13 protein-coding genes are annotated in these 16,897 nt (G+C 61.8%); 3 read left to right on the top strand and 10 right to left on the bottom strand.

Going from position 1 to position 16,897, the window contains the following annotated elements:
* Positions 1-118: 118 nt before the first annotated feature.
* Entirely contained in the window at positions 119-730 is a 612-nt protein-coding gene (locus tag ABI796_RS13450) for a GNAT family N-acetyltransferase (protein ID WP_141281884.1), read from the bottom strand.
* A gap of 11 nt (positions 731-741) precedes the next feature.
* Positions 742-1,677: a UTP--glucose-1-phosphate uridylyltransferase GalU gene (gene galU, locus ABI796_RS13455; RefSeq protein WP_174754468.1), complete on the bottom strand. Its 936-nt coding sequence runs from the start codon at positions 1,675-1,677 to the stop codon at positions 742-744.
* 98 nt (positions 1,678-1,775) lie between these two features.
* On the opposite strand from galU, the gene ABI796_RS13460 reads away from it, so the two are divergent.
* From ABI796_RS13460 to ABI796_RS13470, 3 genes are all read left to right on the top strand, one after another.
* Positions 1,776-2,390, top strand: a complete 615-nt coding sequence (locus ABI796_RS13460; RefSeq protein WP_141281528.1) for a 5-formyltetrahydrofolate cyclo-ligase — start codon at positions 1,776-1,778, stop codon at positions 2,388-2,390.
* Between the two features lie 144 nt (positions 2,391-2,534).
* Complete coding sequence (locus tag ABI796_RS13465) at positions 2,535-2,798, top strand: FmdB family zinc ribbon protein (protein WP_141281530.1); 264 nt, start codon at positions 2,535-2,537, stop codon at positions 2,796-2,798.
* Positions 2,799-2,861: 63 nt separating this feature from the next.
* On the top strand, positions 2,862-3,671 hold the full coding sequence (locus tag ABI796_RS13470) for an RcpC/CpaB family pilus assembly protein (RefSeq protein ID WP_141281532.1): 810 nt from the start codon (positions 2,862-2,864) through the stop codon (positions 3,669-3,671).
* 26 nt (positions 3,672-3,697) lie between these two features.
* Here the strand turns inward: ABI796_RS13470 and ABI796_RS13475 are convergent, their stop codons facing one another.
* The 8 genes from ABI796_RS13475 to ABI796_RS13510 form a co-directional block, all read right to left on the bottom strand.
* Positions 3,698-7,855: a DUF4011 domain-containing protein gene (locus tag ABI796_RS13475; RefSeq protein WP_141281534.1), complete on the bottom strand. Its 4,158-nt coding sequence runs from the start codon at positions 7,853-7,855 to the stop codon at positions 3,698-3,700.
* 158 nt (positions 7,856-8,013) lie between these two features.
* On the bottom strand, positions 8,014-9,603 hold the full coding sequence (guaA, locus tag ABI796_RS13480; RefSeq protein WP_017200327.1) for a glutamine-hydrolyzing GMP synthase: 1,590 nt from the start codon (positions 9,601-9,603) through the stop codon (positions 8,014-8,016).
* Positions 9,604-9,709: 106 nt separating this feature from the next.
* The gene (locus ABI796_RS13485) at positions 9,710-10,210 is read right to left on the bottom strand and encodes a DUF3817 domain-containing protein (protein ID WP_017200326.1); all 501 of its coding nucleotides are present in this window, start codon (positions 10,208-10,210) and stop codon (positions 9,710-9,712) included.
* Positions 10,207-11,103: an SURF1 family protein gene (locus ABI796_RS13490; protein ID WP_141281536.1), complete on the bottom strand. Its 897-nt coding sequence runs from the start codon at positions 11,101-11,103 to the stop codon at positions 10,207-10,209. Before ABI796_RS13490 ends, ABI796_RS13485 begins: the two co-directional genes overlap by 4 nt.
* Positions 11,104-11,186: 83 nt before the next feature.
* The gene (locus ABI796_RS13495) at positions 11,187-11,675 is read right to left on the bottom strand and encodes a PTS sugar transporter subunit IIA (protein WP_141281538.1); all 489 of its coding nucleotides are present in this window, start codon (positions 11,673-11,675) and stop codon (positions 11,187-11,189) included.
* Positions 11,676-11,722: 47 nt separating this feature from the next.
* Positions 11,723-13,477 (bottom strand): glycerol-3-phosphate dehydrogenase/oxidase, encoded by a 1,755-nt coding sequence (locus ABI796_RS13500; RefSeq protein WP_141281540.1) that lies wholly within the window; start codon positions 13,475-13,477, stop codon positions 11,723-11,725.
* 162 nt (positions 13,478-13,639) lie between these two features.
* On the bottom strand, positions 13,640-14,773 hold the full coding sequence (locus tag ABI796_RS13505) for a GuaB3 family IMP dehydrogenase-related protein (RefSeq protein ID WP_141281542.1): 1,134 nt from the start codon (positions 14,771-14,773) through the stop codon (positions 13,640-13,642).
* A 223-nt stretch (positions 14,774-14,996) separates the two neighbouring features.
* Positions 14,997-16,895 carry an ABC transporter ATP-binding protein gene (locus ABI796_RS13510; protein ID WP_141281544.1) on the bottom strand — a complete coding sequence of 633 codons (1,899 nt, stop codon included), beginning with the start codon at positions 16,893-16,895 and terminating at the stop codon, positions 14,997-14,999.
* Positions 16,896-16,897 lie beyond the last annotated feature (2 nt).

Genomic DNA, 16,897 nt, shown 5'->3' on the forward strand with positions numbered 1-16,897 from the left:
GTCCACATTCAAAACCGTAGAAGCAAATCACCGGGTGCGGCGGCATTGCGGCCGGTGTGTCGTGGGCGAGTCCGCAAATGACTGGAGATATGAGCGAAAAGGCCCATGACCTGCCCGTTTATCCTCTGAGCCACCGACGAAGCAGGCCTTCGGGAACTTCCTCGGCCGTCAACGCGAAGGAACGGTGATCGGCCCATTCGCCGTTGATATGCAGGTAGCGCTCCCGGTAACCCTCGTCACGGAATCCGAGCTTCTCCACAACTCTCAAGCTCGGAGAGTTTTCGGGCCGGATGTTGATTTCCATGCGGTGCAGGCCCAGCACCCTGAAGCAATGATCAGTAGCCATGGCAACAGCTGTAGGGGCGATGCCACGCCCGGCGCGGTCCTTATCAACCCAGTAGCCCAAAGTGGCCATCATAGCCGATCCCCACACGATGGAAGAGACCGTCAGTTGGCCCACAATCCGTGGGTCACGGAAGCCGGCGGTTCGCTCCACAATAAGAAACGGCAAAGCGGTTGATTGACGGGCCTGCTCATTCAGAGAACCCACCATTTGGCGGTAGCTGGGCAGGCGTCCACCAGGAGCCGGGTTGGACGCCTCCCACGGCGCCAGCCACTCGCTGTTCCGCGAACGGACTTCGGACCATTCCCGCTTGTCGCGGTATCTGATGGGCCGAAGCAGCAGGTCTCCGCTTTCCAGCGTCACCGGCCAGATCGCAGAGCCGTACATCATGAATTTGTCTATTTGGGAAGCGTGGCTGTGAAGTTGGGCAGCCATTCACGAAGCTCAGGACCAAGGTCTTCGCGTTCGCAAGCGAGCTCGATGCACGCCTTGAGGTAGCTGAGCTTGTCCCCGGTGTCATAGCGGCGGCCGCGGAAGACAACGCCGTATACACCGTAGCCTTCACCTTCGCCGGCAGCGAGCACCTCAAGGGCGTCCGTCAGCTGAATTTCTCCACCGCGCCCGGGAGCCGTCTTTTCCAGGACATCAAACACGGCCGGGTGCAGAACGTAACGTCCGATCACGGCAAGGTTTGACGGTGCCTCTTCCGGGGAGGGCTTCTCTACGAGTTGCTTGATGCGTACGTAGCCGTCCTCACCGCTGGCCTCAACATCGGCGCAACCATAAGCGCTGATCTTGGAAGGTTCCACCTCGATGAGGGCAACCACGGAACCGCCGGTCTTTTGCTGAACGGCAATCATTTCGCTCAGCAGATCCTCGCGGGCGTCGATCAGGTCATCGCCCAGCAGCACGGCGAAGGGCTCATGACCTACGTGCTGCTTTGCACGAAGGACAGCGTGACCAAGGCCGTTCGGGTCGCCTTGGCGGACATAGTGGATGTCACCAAGGTTGGTGGCGGACTGGATGGCTTCAAGCTTGGCGGTATCGCCCTTCTCGGCCAATGTGGCTTCAAGAGCCGGCACACGGTCAAAGTGGTCTTCCAGTGCTCGCTTGCTGCGCCCTGTAATCATCAGGACGTCATGCAGGCCCACTTTGACTGCTTCTTCGACTACATACTGGATGGCAGGCTTGTCCACCACGGGCAGCATTTCCTTCGGCATCGCCTTCGTGGCGGGAAGGAACCGGGTGCCAAGGCCTGCTGCGGGAATGACGGCCTTACGGACAGCGTTGTTTTCTAGAGTCACCGGACTAATGTAACGGACAGAACACTTCATCGGCTAAACCCCTCGCCGCGTCGTTGGCACATTTGATTACAGCATTGGAGAACTCCTGCTGCTCAAACGTGACGCGGCAACCACACGATCGGACACAGATGGCAACGAAGGAAGACATTCGCAGCAGCCGGCGACTCCACAGACGGACGCTTACCCCGGAGCATCTGGCAAGCGCAGGAGAGTCACTTGCACAGCACGGTACGGCTTGGGCCGCGAGCGTCTCCCCGGATGCAGGCGCTACCTTTGCCGTGTACCTGGGCGTGGCTTTCGAGCCACCCACCATCCCACTGATTACCTCGCTGCATAAGGCCGGACACCGGGTCCTCTTGCCCGTCTGCGAGCCGGGAAGGCTCTTAAGCTGGGTCTACTGGACACCTGAAACGGCCTTTGTCCGGTCCCCTTACGCGCCCATAGACGAGCCGGAGGGCGAACGCCTTGAAAGCTCTGTGATAGCCGGCACCGCTGGGATTTTCATGCCCGCGACGGCGGTGGACCGGGATGGGAACAGGATCGGTCAAGGCGGCGGCTACTACGACCGGCTCCTCCAGGGCCTTGATGCCTCCGGCGGCCGCCCGCCCACCATCGCGGTGGTGTTCGACGACGATTTGTTACCTTCAGGCTCCATCCCTGCCGAAGCATTCGACCGGCCCGTGCGCCAGGCGCTGACCCCGTCCGGAGTTGTGCATCTCCACGAAGGCCCTGAAGAGAACTGAGCCCGGCGCGTGAGGTCCAGCACAACCGCTGGCACGTCCCGCGGTGACCGATGATAGAATTAGCACTCAGGCCCTGCGACTGCTAAAGCGGAATTTCCGCCGACGCTGCACAGGACCTGAACTTTGTCCTAAAGGAGGAACTCAGTGCCCACATACGCATATGCCTGCAAAGACTGTGACCATGCCTTCGACATCGTCCAGTCCTTTTCTGACAGCTCCTTGACGGAGTGCCCCGAATGCAAGGGCGCGCTGCGGAAAAAGTTCAACAGCGTGGGCGTCGTTTTCAAGGGCTCGGGTTTCTACCGGACTGATTCCCGCGACGCGAAGGGCAGTACTGTCTCCCCTGCGCCGGCTGCTCCTTCACCAGCACCCGCAGCTACACCGGCAACCGCTGCGGCCGGCAGCTAGGGTTTTCCACATAGGGCAACCGGGCGCTGTTTTCCGGCCCGGACAGCTGACTAACGTGGCGGCATGCCACACATGTCACGCAGCGCCCTCCTCGCCCGCGCCGAACGCTCATCGCGGGCCGACAGTCATTGGCCGCAGCTAAGCCCAAGCCCCTCCCTTCCAGCGCATTCCCGCGTCCGGACCGGTTCACGATTCCGACGCAGCGGACCAGGTTCCGGGCCCGGCCTGCGTGCACAACGCCCCGGGTTCGGCTTCTGGATCCTGCGCAACCGCCGCTTCGCAGTAGCGCTCCTGTTGTGTGTGGCCGCCGGCATCGCAGTCCAACAACTGACCCCCGCCTCGGAGCAGCGCATAAACATCCTGGTGGCAGCCCGGGACCTCCCAACGGGGACCAGCCTTGCTGCAACTGATTTCACAAGTATTGAGGTGCCGCCAGGTCTGGCTATCAGCGAAGCCCCCGGCAGCGTCAACGGCCTTGTTGGCCGCCAACTCGCATCCCCTCTGGGCAAGGGGCAAATACCTTCGGAATCGAGCCTGCTGGGCCCAGGCCTCCTGACAGGAGCGCCGGTCGGAGCCGCTGCTGTCCCCCTACGAATGGCCGACCCCTCCTCCATCCAGCTTCTCTCCCCCGGCCAACTGATTACAGTGGTCCTCGCAGCAGCCGGGTCATATGACGAATCAAGGCAGAGCCAAATTCTTGCAGGGCCCCTACCCGTCCTCTGGACGTCGGCGCAAGGCGGCAAACCAGGAGAATGGCTGGGGACGGGTGACACCGAAGGCCTGGTGGTGGTGGCTGCCGATCCCCAACAAGCAGAAAAGCTTGCCGGCGCATCAACGCAAGGCAAGCTTTTCTTCGTTTTGGTCAGCCCGTGAAGGACGGCTCAGTCAGTACTTGCCGTTCAGCCCCAATGCGGCGGCTTCTGTTCCTTCAGCCACTGCTCATGGTCGTAACCGGAGTCATCGCCCCACCGCCGCGGATCATCCTCAGCGGCCTTGGTGGGAAGAATTCCGCTGGAACCGGCTTTGGCTCCCGTGGACTTTGGATCCGTTGCGTCCTGGGCCGAAGTGCCACTGACCTCTTCGCCGGGGTCCTCAGCAGCGTGGTCTTCCGCGCCTGTTTCCTGATTCATCAGTGGTGCTTCTTTCGCGTTCTCTGCCTCATGAACATGGCCATGACGCTCTTTGCCTTGACCATGGTCAACGGATTCGGTGGCAAACACGGGCTGGTCACTGCCTGGGTTCAATGGTTCCTCATCCGGGTGAAGAAAACCACGGTGGGCCGACGCCGACTGGGCGATGTGATTCTCCAGGCCCAAGTAGGAGCCGATCCGGTCCGCGCAGGACGAAGGATCGGTGAAGACCTCGATCGTCCAGAGCGACATGTAACGCCACCCCATGCGCTCCAGCAATTGCGGCCTCAACCGGCTCCGCTCACGGACACTCATCCGGCGGTACCGTTCAGTGCCATCGGATTCGATTGCCACGGGGGTGGGAATCTCAGCACCTTCGCGGCCAATGGTGTGAACGGGGTCAGCAGCCGCCGCGATATCCAGCACGCCATCATAAAGGTGCCATACCCGCGCTCCCCGGGCGCGCAAGCGTTCGCCAAGATCGGCCACCAACGGATCTTCGCCCAAGGCCTGTTCGCTGGCTACAGCACGGGAGGCAGGGGTTCCAAGGTTACTGTTTCCGGAGAGTTCGCGGTCCAGAAGTTCGTAGAAGTCCACTGCACCATGAGCCAGACGATCCAGGTCAAGATCCTCAGGCCTGAAGCACGTGAGGACGTGCATGGAGCGCCGGGCACGCGTCATGGCAAGGGCAAAGCGGTTGCGCCCGCCCTCAGTGGACAACGGACCGAAGGAATGAAGCGCACGGCCATGTGGAGTTCGGCCATACCCCAGAGAGAAGATCACGTGGTCACGCACCAGACCCTGGGCGCGCTCGAGGTCCACCACACGGAAGGACTCAGGGCCCGCTCCGAAGAAGCTGGACAGCAGAGGGTGATTGGGCAGTTGCAGCCTGATGGCTTCACCAATCCGGGCAGCATGGCGCAAGCTCGCAGTCACCACAGCCAAGGAAGTACGGGGCCTGAGCCTGGCGTGTTCAAAGACAAGATCCACCACGCGGTTGACCTCCGCGGTGACTGACTCTACGCCCTCATGATCCGCACCGGGCAAACCGGTGCCGTCGGGAATGTACTCCACATGGATGGATCGGTCCAAGCCTGTAACCGAGTTGCCGTCGGGCAAACGGCGCAGGCCGCCGTCGTAGTAGTTCTTGCTCAACTGGAGGATCAGGTCCTCATCCACCGCGCGGTAAACCCAATTCAGCTGCCAGGTGGGAAGGACCCTGGCCAATGCCTTGAATGCACTGTCCACATTCTCGTGGCTGGCCACGCCGGCAACAGGGGGTTCCACCGCTACGCTGAACGTGCGGGCGTGCGCAATCTTGGCATCACCGAAAGCAACCACCTGCCGTGCCCTCGCGATTGCCGGAAGAACAGCCTGCAAAGAAGTGGATTCGGCATCAATGATCACCACGGCGTCGAATTTTTGCTCTGCCGGGAGAACCCCCGTGAGCAAGTAAGGACTGACGGACCATACCGGCACCAGCAGGGGCACAAGATCCGGTGCCTGGGCGCTCAGGGCGGGCAAGGTCACCCGGCCATCCTTCAACAGGGCACGGAGCAGTTCTGCCTGCCGCGGGTGCTCAAGAAGACCCTGGCGCCATTTTTGGGCCAACTGCCAGCGAAGGCGGGCGGCACCACTGGCAATGTGTGCTTGATCGGCGAGCCGATACTCAGCTTCCAGGCGCCGCAACGAGTCCCCGTCAGACATGGCGAGGTAGTCATCACCGCTGATCATGGCTTCCAAGGCGGACTGCCACCAAGCCAGATCCAGTTCGGCGGCTACGGACGACGCCGGGACCTCGCGGGCAGCAAGGTCGGCCAGCAGTTCCCCGAGTCCGTGCTCCCGCATTTCCTCAATGAGTAGCGTTCGCTCGGGAAGTGTTTCCAACGTGGCTGTATCGGCAACAAGCCGCTCCAGCCGTTCCATGAGTTGCAGGTACGGTGTGCCGTGCAGGGAGCCGCCATCGGTGGTGTGCTTGAGGGCATCACCGAGGCGTCGCAGCTCACCATCGAGTTCCCGGTAAAGGGCACCGAGATCGGCAAGGCCGGAGGGAACGGCCGGGTGCCGTTGGGTTGTTGCGTAGTCCGCCCACAGAGCCCGCTGCTCCTGGACCAGAACCAATGAGCTGTGCAGGTCCGCGATGTGAACGCCGGGCCGGACATATTCTTTAGCCACCCTGCGCAAACGGGAGCGCTGCATTGAGGGCATCTCAAGATTGCGTTCACGGCGCCACGCAGAGCTGGCGGTGGCAGAAATGAGATCGTGCACCGGCCGGTCGAAAATGTCCGGGGTGAACTTATCCAGGCTCTCCCGAACGGCAATCAGCAGTTCCAGCTGGGCGCCCCACTCCGTGAAAGTTTCGCCCAGGCGAATCTCGGCGTGGTCGGACACCTGCTTCATGCGATCCCGCAGGACCGGTAGCTTCTCCTCGGCCACACGGGCGAGCTGCTGTGCTTCCTCCGTCTCCTTGCGGGTCACCAACCGGGCACCGTACCAAGGGCTGGAAGTGGAGGCCCGGCTGAAGCTGCCAAGCTCGGCAGCCCGACGCAGACGTCCGGCAAGTTCTTCGCGGTCCTTGATGTTGTCCAGGACGCTTCGCTTCAGGCGCACCGTCGTGGAGGGAGCCGGATGGATGGAGGTCAGTTCAGCGAGGGACTGCATTGCCTGATAGGGCGAGCACCCCCAGCGTTCACGGACGTTATGGAGGGAAGCGACGTGGTCCATCAGGGCATGACGGTGACCGGTCAGTGTCTGGTGAAGATTGCCAAGCTGCGGCTCAAGGGCTTTCTCATTGCGCATGATGGCCCGGACCAGCTGGCCCTTAAGTTGCTGCGGGGTGGTGCCGTTTCCTGGCCGGAAGAGCATCGACTCCAGGCCTAATGATTCAAGGTGGCCGGAAAGTCCTGCGAGGCTGGCTTGCCTGTCTCCCACCACCAGAACGGACTTGCCCTCGCTCACCAATGCACCAATGGCGTTGATGGCAGTTTGCGTCTGGCCGCTTCCTGGCGGAGTGCTGACAACAAGGGAGTCCCCGGCGCGAACGGCATCCACAACATACTGCTGATCGGTGTCGGCATCGAGCAAAAGAAGTTCATCTGCCGGATCCCGAAGGTCCAGGCTGGGGAAACGGCCTGCCTTGATTGGTTCGGGCTCAATGTCCCCGCCATTGGCCGCAGTCGAGAGGGCCGCCACCGTGGGATTGTTCATGTTGATCCAGGGATCATCAAGGTTGCCTGAGAGGTCAGCCAGCGTAGTGACCAGCAGGTTGAACTCCACCTCTGCCCCATGAATCGGCTGAATCAGCGTGGCTAAGCGGTCCAGGACCGGCTGAGGATCAAGCCGGGCAGTGTTGTAGGCCATTCGGGCAACTGCATTGACGTCAAAGACGATGCCATGGACCGTTTTCAAATGGCGCACCAGAGCAGGATTCATCCGCGCTTGCTCGGTGAGCTGGAGCTCGAAATCGTCCTCGCCCGGCCGTACCGTCAAAACAATGGATGTGAGCATCACTGGTGCGGAGACACGCTGGGGCTTGCCGCCCACAGCAGAGGTCCACACCACAGTGCCGGCCGAGAGGTACCCGGCCTCAATGCCGCGGTCGTTGCTGAGCTCGAAAATTTTGGACCGGATGTTGCGGGCAGCCCTGGCCGCCACCAAATACTGCTGGCGATCCCTGATGAGTGTGGACAGCCGTGTTCGCCGGCCTGCGAGCAACTGCGCCAGCCCGGACGGGTGGGCGTTGCTGAGATCGATGGCGCCTTCAGGCGTCTTGACGAAGCGCAGCATCGTGTCCGCCCCGGTGACGGGTTTGAGACCAGACAGCCATTTGCGGAGCTCTTCGGAGCCCTCTTCCTGGCCTTGACCTACTGACACGACTTCTGCCTTCTTTTCTGTACTAGCTTTAGACGCCTTGGACCATACCGGCATACTTTCGAGGGTAGCGGGAATCCTCGGGCAGCTCGCTCCGCAACGCTGTTCCGCTGCGAAATTAGCGTCCATTTCACAGCTGCGGGCCGTTACGCGGACAAAGACCCCGGTTCAACGAGAGTGGCCGGCCTCCCAGAGGAAGCCGGCCACTCAAAGAACTATTCCCACTCGATGGTTCCCGGTGGCTTGCTGGTGACGTCCAGCACCACGCGGTTAACTCCATCCACCTCGTTGGTGATCCTGTTGGAGATCCGGGCAAGCAGGTCGTAGGGCAACCGCGACCAGTCCGCCGTCATGGCGTCTTCTGAAGACACTGGACGCAGCACGATCGGGTGACCGTAGGTGCGGCCGTCGCCCTGCACGCCAACACTGCGCACATCAGCCAAAAGCACTACTGGCATCTGCCAGACGTCGTTGTCCAATCCTGCGGCCGTGAGTTCTGCACGGGCAATGGCATCGGCCTTGCGCAGCAGGTCCAGGCGCTCCTTGGTCACTTCACCCACGATCCGGATTCCCAGGCCGGGACCCGGGAACGGCTGGCGACCCACAATTTCCTGCGGCAAGCCCAACTGGGCTCCAACGGCCCGGACCTCGTCCTTGAACAAGGCCCGCAGTGGCTCTACAAGTTCGAACTGCAGATCCTCGGGAAGTCCGCCCACATTGTGGTGGCTCTTGATGTTCGCGGCACCTTCGCCGCCGCCTGACTCGACGACGTCCGGGTAAAGGGTGCCTTGGACGAGGAATTTGATCTTTTCACCTTCGGCAGCGGCTTGGGCGATGATGGCCCGCTCCGCTTCCTCGAAGGCACGGATGAATTCACGGCCAATGATCTTGCGCTTGGTCTCAGGATCGCTGACACCGGCCAAAGCCGATTGGAAGCGCTCTTGCTCGTTGGCTACGTACAGGTTGACGCCGGTAGCTGCCACGAAGTCCCGCTCAACCTGCTCGGCTTCACCTTCACGCAGGAGGCCGTGGTCCACGAAGACGCAGGTCAGCTGATCGCCGACCGCGCGCTGCACCAGCGCAGCAGCCACGGCGGAGTCGACGCCGCCGGAGAGGCCGCAGATAACCTTGGAGTCGCCGATCTGCTGGCGGATCCGGTCAACCTGCTCCTCAAGGATGTTGCCCGTGGTCCAGTTGGGACTGAGGCCCGCTCCCTTAAACAGGAAGTTCTCCAGAACGTGCTGTCCAAGGACGGAGTGCTTCACTTCCGGGTGCCACTGCACACCGTAAAGGCGCTTCTCGTCATTGGCGAAGGCAGCCACCGGGGCTCCGGCCGTGGTGGCCAGGACCTCGAAGCCCTCGGGTGCTTCATGAACGGAGTCTCCGTGGCTCATCCACGTGTTCTGCGACGACGGGACGCCGTCGAGGATGGAGCGTGCGTCACCCACGAGGAGGGCTTCGGTGGCTCCGTACTCCCGCAAACCGGTCTGGGCCACCTTGCCACCCAGGGCATTGGCCATGGCCTGGAATCCGTAGCAGATGCCGAACACGGGAACGCCGGCCTCGAAGAGGTCAGCCCCCACAAACGGCGCGCCCTCGGCGTAAACGCTGGACGGACCTCCGGAGAGAATGATGGCTGCCGGGTTCTTGGCCAGAAGCTGCTCGGTGGTGAAGGTATGCGGAACAATTTCCGAATACACATTCGCTTCGCGGACGCGGCGGGCAATCAGCTGCGCGTACTGGGCACCGTAGTCAACAACCAGCACCGGCTTCTGGGAAGTTTGGGGTGCGGTGGGAGTAGTCACCAGACAAGACTACTTTGCCGGGCCGCCCCGGTGCACGTTGACGAGGGCGGCCCAAGGCCAAAAGGGGCCTTGCCGTAAGGCATCTCACATCTGGATGCCGTGGACCTTAGTAGCGCTTGGACGCCTGCGGATTGGCTGCGAGTTCAGCTTCCACCTGTGCGTGGAATTTCTTCTCCACAATGAAGGACAGCAAGGGGATGACTCCGCCGAGGGCCAGGAGGACCATTTTGGAAAATGGCCACCGCATGAGCGACCACAGGCGGAAGTTTGAAACCAGGTAAACCACGTACATCCAGCCGTGCACAATCAGCACCGAGGTGGAGATGTTGAAGCCCCCAATGACGCCTTTGGGCTCGGATTCAGCAAAACCGAAACCGAACGGTTGGCCGGTAACGGCGTTCGTTCCGCCGGCGAAGAGTGAAACGCCGAAACCGTAGCGGGCAATCAGCTCAGCGCACAGGAGGAGGAGCATGGCGCCGGTGAGGTATGCCATGACTTTGTAGAACTTCAGTGCCGAACGGATTTGTGCTTCCGTTCCGCCGAAACGCCTCTTCTTGGGCTTGGGTCCGGACTGTTCAGGCTGGATAGCCGGTTTTGGCTCAATCATTGCTGCACCTTTTGTTCGGGCTCTGGGCTTGTGGAGTCTGGGTTTGTGGGGGCCGGCGCTGAGGCGTCCGGGACTGCTCCGGGATGGCCGGCATCGGCGTGCTCATCATCCCCGTACTCCTCGTCCTCGTCTTCTTCGAGGTCGCGCCGGTAGTCGTCCTTGACCAGTCGCCACCAGATAAAGATTGAGAAACCCGCGAAGACAACCCATTCCACCGCGTAGAAGAGGTTCAGCCAGTTGACTTGCTCAGCGGGGGGCTGCGGGGGAATGTTGAGCGGCTTGACGTCGTCTCCGAGGGCAAGCGCGGCTCCGCCCGAAACTTCGGATGTGGCGGCGATGAAGCCCTGGTAGCTGGACACTTCCCACTTATTGATGAGTTCCGCGGAGGAAACTGCGGACGCCCGGCCTGGACCGGCGTCGACGTTGGGGGCCGGCGCTTCAGAAGGGATGAGGCGACCGGTCACCGTGATGGTGCCCGACGGCGGCGGGCCGGCTTGGGCGGCATCGGCCACCCAACCGCGGGCTACGGGAATCCAGGTCTGGGCAGAGGCGCCGGCGCCTTTAAGCGTTGGGGCGTCATTGACGGCGAAGGCCGAGACGATCCAGAAGCCCTTTTGGTTGTTGTAAAGGCGACCCTCTACAAGGACCTGCTTCTGGGGATCATAGGTTCCGGTAGCGGAGACCATCTGGTCCGAGACCGAACCGGGAAAGAACTGGCCCGGCTGGAGGACGTCCACCAGGGGCTTTACTTCTTCAATGCTGGACGGTGCCGGGGGCTCGTGTTGGGCGGACCGGCTGAGCTGCCATTGACTGAGCAGCACAAACACCCCGGACAACAGAAGCGCAAAGATCAGTCCTGCGATCCAGCGGGGTTTCAGCGCGGTTTTCAACACCCCTTAACCGTACTTCGTCCGGCTGTAGAACAACGAAACGGCTGCCAGCCCCAAGAAAGGGCCTGACCCTGCTGCCCCAATCTCTAGTGGTCGAAGAACACCAGGCTGGAGTTGATCAGTTCGGAAATGACCTCGGGATCGTGTGCCCGTCGCAAGGATTCCCGGAAAGACTCCTTGGACAGGGAACGGGCCAAAGTGGCCAGAACCTCGAGGTGGTCGGAGAAGGAACTGGCAGGCGTTGCAATCAGGAGGATAAGGGTTGCCGGACCGTCAGTGGCTCCAAAGTCCAAGGCATGGCCGAACTTGGTAACGCCAACGGCGATGGAGATCCTGTCCACAAATTCGCTGCGGGCATGCGGCAGGCCGATTCCACCTGGAAGGCCGGTGGCAAGCTGGTGCTCCCGCGAATGCACCTGCTCCAAAAACCCTTCGAGGTTGGAGATTCTGCCGGCGGCGTGGAGCCTGTGAGCCAGCTGCGCTGCGGCGTCAATCTTGTCCCGGGCAACAAGTTCAAGGATGACCGTATCCGGGGTTGTCAGTTCCGCGTCGTACCGGTCAAGTGGTTCAGCCAAGTTGTGTTCCCTCCGTGTGGCCTGCCGGCCTCAATTCCTCGAGCTGGTCAGCGAAGGGGAACAATGTCCTCCACTCCCATGCGCGCAGCATCAGCCGATTCGTCATCGGGTTGCTGCTGGCTAAGCCGTTCAGCTTCCACACGTGCCAGGTAGTGCTTGATTTCGCTTTCGCGCTGAGTCTCGCTCCAGCCAAGGATCTCTCCCATCAGCTTAGCTACAACCGGAGCGGCAGACACACCCCGGTCCCATGCTTCGATGGAGATTCGGGTTCGGCGCGTCAGAACGTCGTCAACGTGACGCGCGCCCTCATGGGTTGTGGCATAGACGACTTCTGCGGCCAGGTAGTCATCCGCTCCGGGAAGAGGCTCCCCCAATTCCGGCCGGGCAGTGATGATTTCCAGGACTTCCGGCGTCAAGGATCCGAAGCGGTTGAGCAAATGCTCCACCCGCGCCACATGCACTCCGGCTTGTTCGGCCAGTCTGCCGCGGCGGTTCCAGGCAGCTTTGAAACCCTCCGCGCCAAGGAGCGGGATGGTTTCGGTGCAGCTGGAGGGAACACGTTCATCCATGGCCCTGGTGGCCTCGTCTACAGCATCCTTGGCCATGACGCGGTAAGTGGTGTACTTTCCGCCGGCCACCACCACGAGTCCGGGCACCGGGTGAGCCACCACATGCTCACGGGACAGTTTGGCGGTGGAATCGTTGTCCCCTGCCAGCAGCGGACGAAGGCCGGCGTAGACGCCTTCTACGTCTTCACGGGTCAGGGGGCGTTTGAGGACTTTATTGACATGCTCCAGCACGTAGTCAATGTCCTTGCTGGACGCTGCAGGATGGGCCTTGTCCAAGGTCCAGTCAGTGTCGGTAGTGCCAATGATCCAGTGCCTGCCCCAAGGGATCACAAAGAGCACTGATTTTTCGGTGCGGAGAATCAGTCCCACGGTGGATTGGAAGCGGTCCCGTGGAACCACAAGGTGAATCCCCTTGGATGCCCGGACCTTGAGCTGGCCACGATCGGTCACCATCGCCTGTGTCTCATCAGTCCAGACGCCGGTGGCATTGACCACTTGCTTCGCCCGTACTTCGAAGACGCTGCCGTCCTCTTGGTTTTCCACCTTGGCTCCCACAACACGTTCGCCTTCACGCAGGAAGTCCACCACGCGCACGCGGTTTGCGGCATGGGCTCCGTAGTGGGCCGCGGTCCTGACCACGTTCACCACCAGGCGGGCGTCGTCCACTTGGGCGTCGTAGTAACGGATGGAACCTACGAAGGCATCTTCCTTCAGGCTCGGGGCCGCGCGCAGGGTTCCACGCCGGAACAGGTGCTTGTGCATGGGAACGCCCCGGCTATGCCCGGACGTCAGGCCCAAAGTGTCATAGAGCATGATTCCCGCGCCAACGTAAGGGCGCTCCCAGATACGGCGTGTCAGAGGGTAGAGGAAAGGGACAGGGCGCACCAGGTGCGGGGCTATGTGCTGGATCAGCAGCCCGCGCTCTTGAAGGGCTTCCTGGACGAGGCCAAAATCCAGCATTTCCAAGTACCGCAGCCCGCCGTGAATGAGCTTTGAGGACCGGGACGAGGTGCCGGAGGACCAGTCGCGGGCCTCAACTATGCCTACGGTGAGGCCACGGGTCACGGCATCCAAAGCCGCGCCGGCACCCACCACGCCGCCTCCGACAATCAGGATGTCGAGTTCCTTGCCCGCCTGAGCAGTAGCTTTCAGGACTTCAATTGATGCGGCGCGGGATTCCGGGCTCAACGCTCCCGGGGAATTAACCTGCGGACCGCCTGCGACATTGCTCATCGGACCCCTCCTCAAACGCAACAGCTGGTAGTCCCCTACCCTACTTGCTGCTTGCCGCCTTGGGCAGGGCTGCCCACCAGATGCCTACAGCCGCTACCCCGGGAAAAAGGAAGCCCCGGGAGCAGAGGGTGCTCTGCTCCCGGGGCCCGCCTTCCGGCAGTCCTAGCCGAGGTACGGCGAAACGACGACGTCGACCCGCTGGAACTCTTTCAGGTCCGAATAGCCGGTGGTTGCCATCGAGCGGCGCAGGGCGCCGATGAGGTTGGAGGTGCCATCGGTGTGGTGGCCCGGTCCAAAGAGGACCTCTTCCAGCGGACCCACGGTGCCGACGTTGACGCGGTCTCCGCGTGGTGTTTCGAGGTGGTGGGCTTCAGGGCCCCAGTGCCAGCCGCGTCCGGGGGCTTCTTCGGCACGCGCCAAGGCGCTTCCAAGCATGACGGCGTCGGCGCCCATGGCAATGGCCTTGACGATGTCGCCCGAGCTGCCCATACCGCCGTCGGCAATAACGTGAACGTAGCGTCCACCGGACTCATCCATGTAATCGCGGCGGGCGGCGGCGACGTCCGAGATGGCGGAGGCCATGGGCGAGTGGATTCCCAGCGCGCGACGTGTGGTGGTGGTTGCACCGCCGCCGAAGCCCACCAGGACGCCGGCAGCACCCGTGCGCATAAGGTGCAGGGCAGGTGTGTACCCGGCAGCTCCGCCAACAATCACGGGAACGTCGAGCTCGTAGATGAACTGCTTGAGGTTCAGTGGCTCGTGGTTCTTGGACACGTGCTCGGCGGAGACCGTGGTCCCGCGGATAACAAAGATGTCCACGCCGGCAGCCACAACGGTCTTGTAGTGTTCCTGGGTCCGTTGCGGGGTCAAAGAACCGGCAACGGTGACACCGGCAGCGCGGATCTCGGCCAGACGGGAGCTGATGAGTTCAGGTTGGATGGGCGCTTGGTACAGCTCCTGCATGCGCCGGGTGACAGCAGAACTGCTGGGCTCCTCGGACAAGCCTGCGATCTCGTCCAACACCTTCTGGGGGTCCTCGTACCTGGTCCAAAGGCCTTCGAGGTCAAGCACGCCAAGCCCGCCAAGCCGGCCAAAGGCGATTGCAGTGTCCGGGGACATCACCGAGTCCATGGGTGCAGCGATCACCGGAGTGTCGAACTTGTAGGCGTCGATCTGCCAGGAGACGGAGACATCCTTGGGGTCACGGGTCCGGCGGTTGGGGACGATCGCTATGTCATCCAGGGAGTAGGCACGACGCCCACGCTTGCCACGGCCAATCTCAATCTCATAAGTCACGGCTCTTACTTTACTGGACCCCTCCCGGAACCCCGATTCCGGAGTGAACGTGAGAACTTCACACAGTTGCTTTCCCCATGGGCAGGGGTGCCCATGGCAGTCCCCCGGACGAATCCTAAAGCCTGCCAAAACACGTAAACCATGCAAGGGGACCCATGGCGTTTGGCGCAGAAGAGGGCGCCCTGCTGCTGAACCTGAGCAAGGGTGAAAGAAAAACCTGGCTTTAGGCCTCGGACGATTTCCGGCTGGTCTCCTCCACCGAAAGCTGGGATTCGAACATCCGGAAGTACCGTCCCCTCAGGGCAACGAGTTCCTTGTGTGTTCCTTGCTCGGCAATGCGGCCATCCTCCAGCATGTACACGATGTCCGCCTTCTCTATGGTGGCAAGGCGGTGGCTGATGGCAATGATGGTGCTGCTCCGGTCCGCGAAAAGCCTGGTGAAGATGCGGTGCTCCGCCAGGGCGTCAATGGCAGATGTTGGTTCATCCATGACCATGAACGAGGCGTCCCGGTAGAAATTCCGCGCCATGGCAAGCCTCTGCCATTGGCCACCTGAGAGCCCGCTTCCCTTCCGTCCCCGGGGGTCCTCCATCCAATTGCTGACGTGGTTCTCAAGGCCGTTGGGCAACTTGTTGATGAACTCCATGGCTTCGGCGTCCGAGGCCGCGCGCCGGATGCGGGCGTCGTCCCGCGGCTGGTCCACGTCTCCCAAGTAGATGTTCTCCGCGGCGGTGGCGAACTCATACTTCAGGAACTCCTGGCTCAGGACCGCCAGGTGCCGGTGCCAGCTGGTCACGTCCACTCCGGCGAGGTCCACGCCGTCGAGCAGGACCTGGCCGGAATCAGGCCGGTAGAGGCCCGCCAGGATACGAATCAGAGTTGACTTCCCTGCACCGTTCTCCCCCACAATCGCTATGTGCTGACCGGCCTTGATGGTCATGGAAATACCCTTGATGACCTCCATCTCGCTCCCCGTGTAGCTGAAGCGGATGTCCTTGAGCTCCACGGTGGTTGGCGACTTGGGGAGCGGTTGCTCCTTTCCGCTGGGAACGGGAAGGGCCATGAAAAGCTCGTAATCCTTGAGGTTTGCCAGATCCTCATCAATGGAACTGAGCGAGGAGACGAGGCTGTTGGCGGTGGACAGCGCACGGCTGACAATCTGCTGGACGTAGAGAAACTGCCCTACCGGCTGCGCCCTGGCGATGATCTGTCCAACAACCCAGACCAAGGACACCACTTCTGCTCCGTATTGGAGGGAATCGGCTGCCAACTGCTTGGGGATGTAGCGCTTTTGGAAATCCAGGCGCCTGCGTTCATCGGCGTCGCGGAGCCTTGACCTCAAATCCATGAGGTATCCAACTATCCCGTAGAGCCTCATTTCCGCGATGTGCTGGGGCCTGAGCAGATTTTGCTCGATCATCCTGCGTTGCCGCCGCGAATCCACCTGCGTATTCCAGTGAGCAATCTGCTCGCGGGAAAGCTTGAACTGCAGGTACACGCTGGGCACTATTGCTACCAAGACAATGACCGCGATCCACCAGCTGACCAGCAACAAGGCGCCAATGGCCAGCACCACGGAAACAAACTGCGTGAAGATGGCCGCGATCCGGTCCAGCACACGCGCGTATGAATCAGAGAACCGTTTGGCGCGGTCGTAAAGGTCCACCGTTTCTTTGTCGTCATATCGCCAGAACTCCAGCGCCAGGAACCGCTGGTACATCATGTCACCCACGATCGCACCGACCTTGAAGCTCATCAGCTGCTGGATGTACCGGTCAACGCTGTTGAAGGCGCCCCAGAACAGTCCAAGAGCGGCAGTGATGATGACGTACAGAATGGCCCGCGGACCGGCGTCGGGATCGCCCGCGTAGCCGGCCGCCAGCGCCGTGGTGGTCAGGGCCGCGAAGTACGTGGTGACCAGCGGGAGGGTGGCAGAGATCAGGGACCCTGCCACTTTCATGATGACCGCACCGGGTGAGGCTTTGAAACTGACCTTGAGGACCTGCCCGACGGCGCGTGCGTACGGCCGCAGGGCCAACTTGCGGGGCGGCGTTTTGCCCGGCGGGACTGAGTTCAGCCGGACAGACTCCGGGTGCCGCGGTTGCGCGGGCATTTCTGGCATGT

Origin of the sequence: Paenarthrobacter aurescens (assembly GCF_041549525.1) — a bacterium.
GTDB lineage: Bacteria > Actinomycetota > Actinomycetes > Actinomycetales > Micrococcaceae > Arthrobacter > Arthrobacter aurescens.

What these genes read in the sequence shown, in the direction of transcription:
- ABI796_RS13450 (WP_141281884.1), bottom strand. Translation starts at nt 730, where the DNA reads ATGTACGGCTCTGCGATCTGGCCGGTGACGCTGGAAAGCGGAGACCTG.
- galU (WP_174754468.1), bottom strand. Translation starts at nt 1,677, where the DNA reads ATGAAGTGTTCTGTCCGTTACATTAGTCCGGTGACTCTAGAAAACAAC.
- ABI796_RS13460 (WP_141281528.1), top strand. Translation starts at nt 1,776, where the DNA reads ATGGCAACGAAGGAAGACATTCGCAGCAGCCGGCGACTCCACAGACGG.
- ABI796_RS13470 (WP_141281532.1), top strand. Translation starts at nt 2,862, where the DNA reads ATGCCACACATGTCACGCAGCGCCCTCCTCGCCCGCGCCGAACGCTCA.
- ABI796_RS13475 (WP_141281534.1), bottom strand. Translation starts at nt 7,855, where the DNA reads ATGCCGGTATGGTCCAAGGCGTCTAAAGCTAGTACAGAAAAGAAGGCA.
- ABI796_RS13485 (WP_017200326.1), bottom strand. Translation starts at nt 10,210, where the DNA reads ATGATTGAGCCAAAACCGGCTATCCAGCCTGAACAGTCCGGACCCAAG.
- ABI796_RS13500 (WP_141281540.1), bottom strand. Translation starts at nt 13,477, where the DNA reads ATGAGCAATGTCGCAGGCGGTCCGCAGGTTAATTCCCCGGGAGCGTTG.
- ABI796_RS13510 (WP_141281544.1), bottom strand. Translation starts at nt 16,895, where the DNA reads ATGCCAGAAATGCCCGCGCAACCGCGGCACCCGGAGTCTGTCCGGCTG.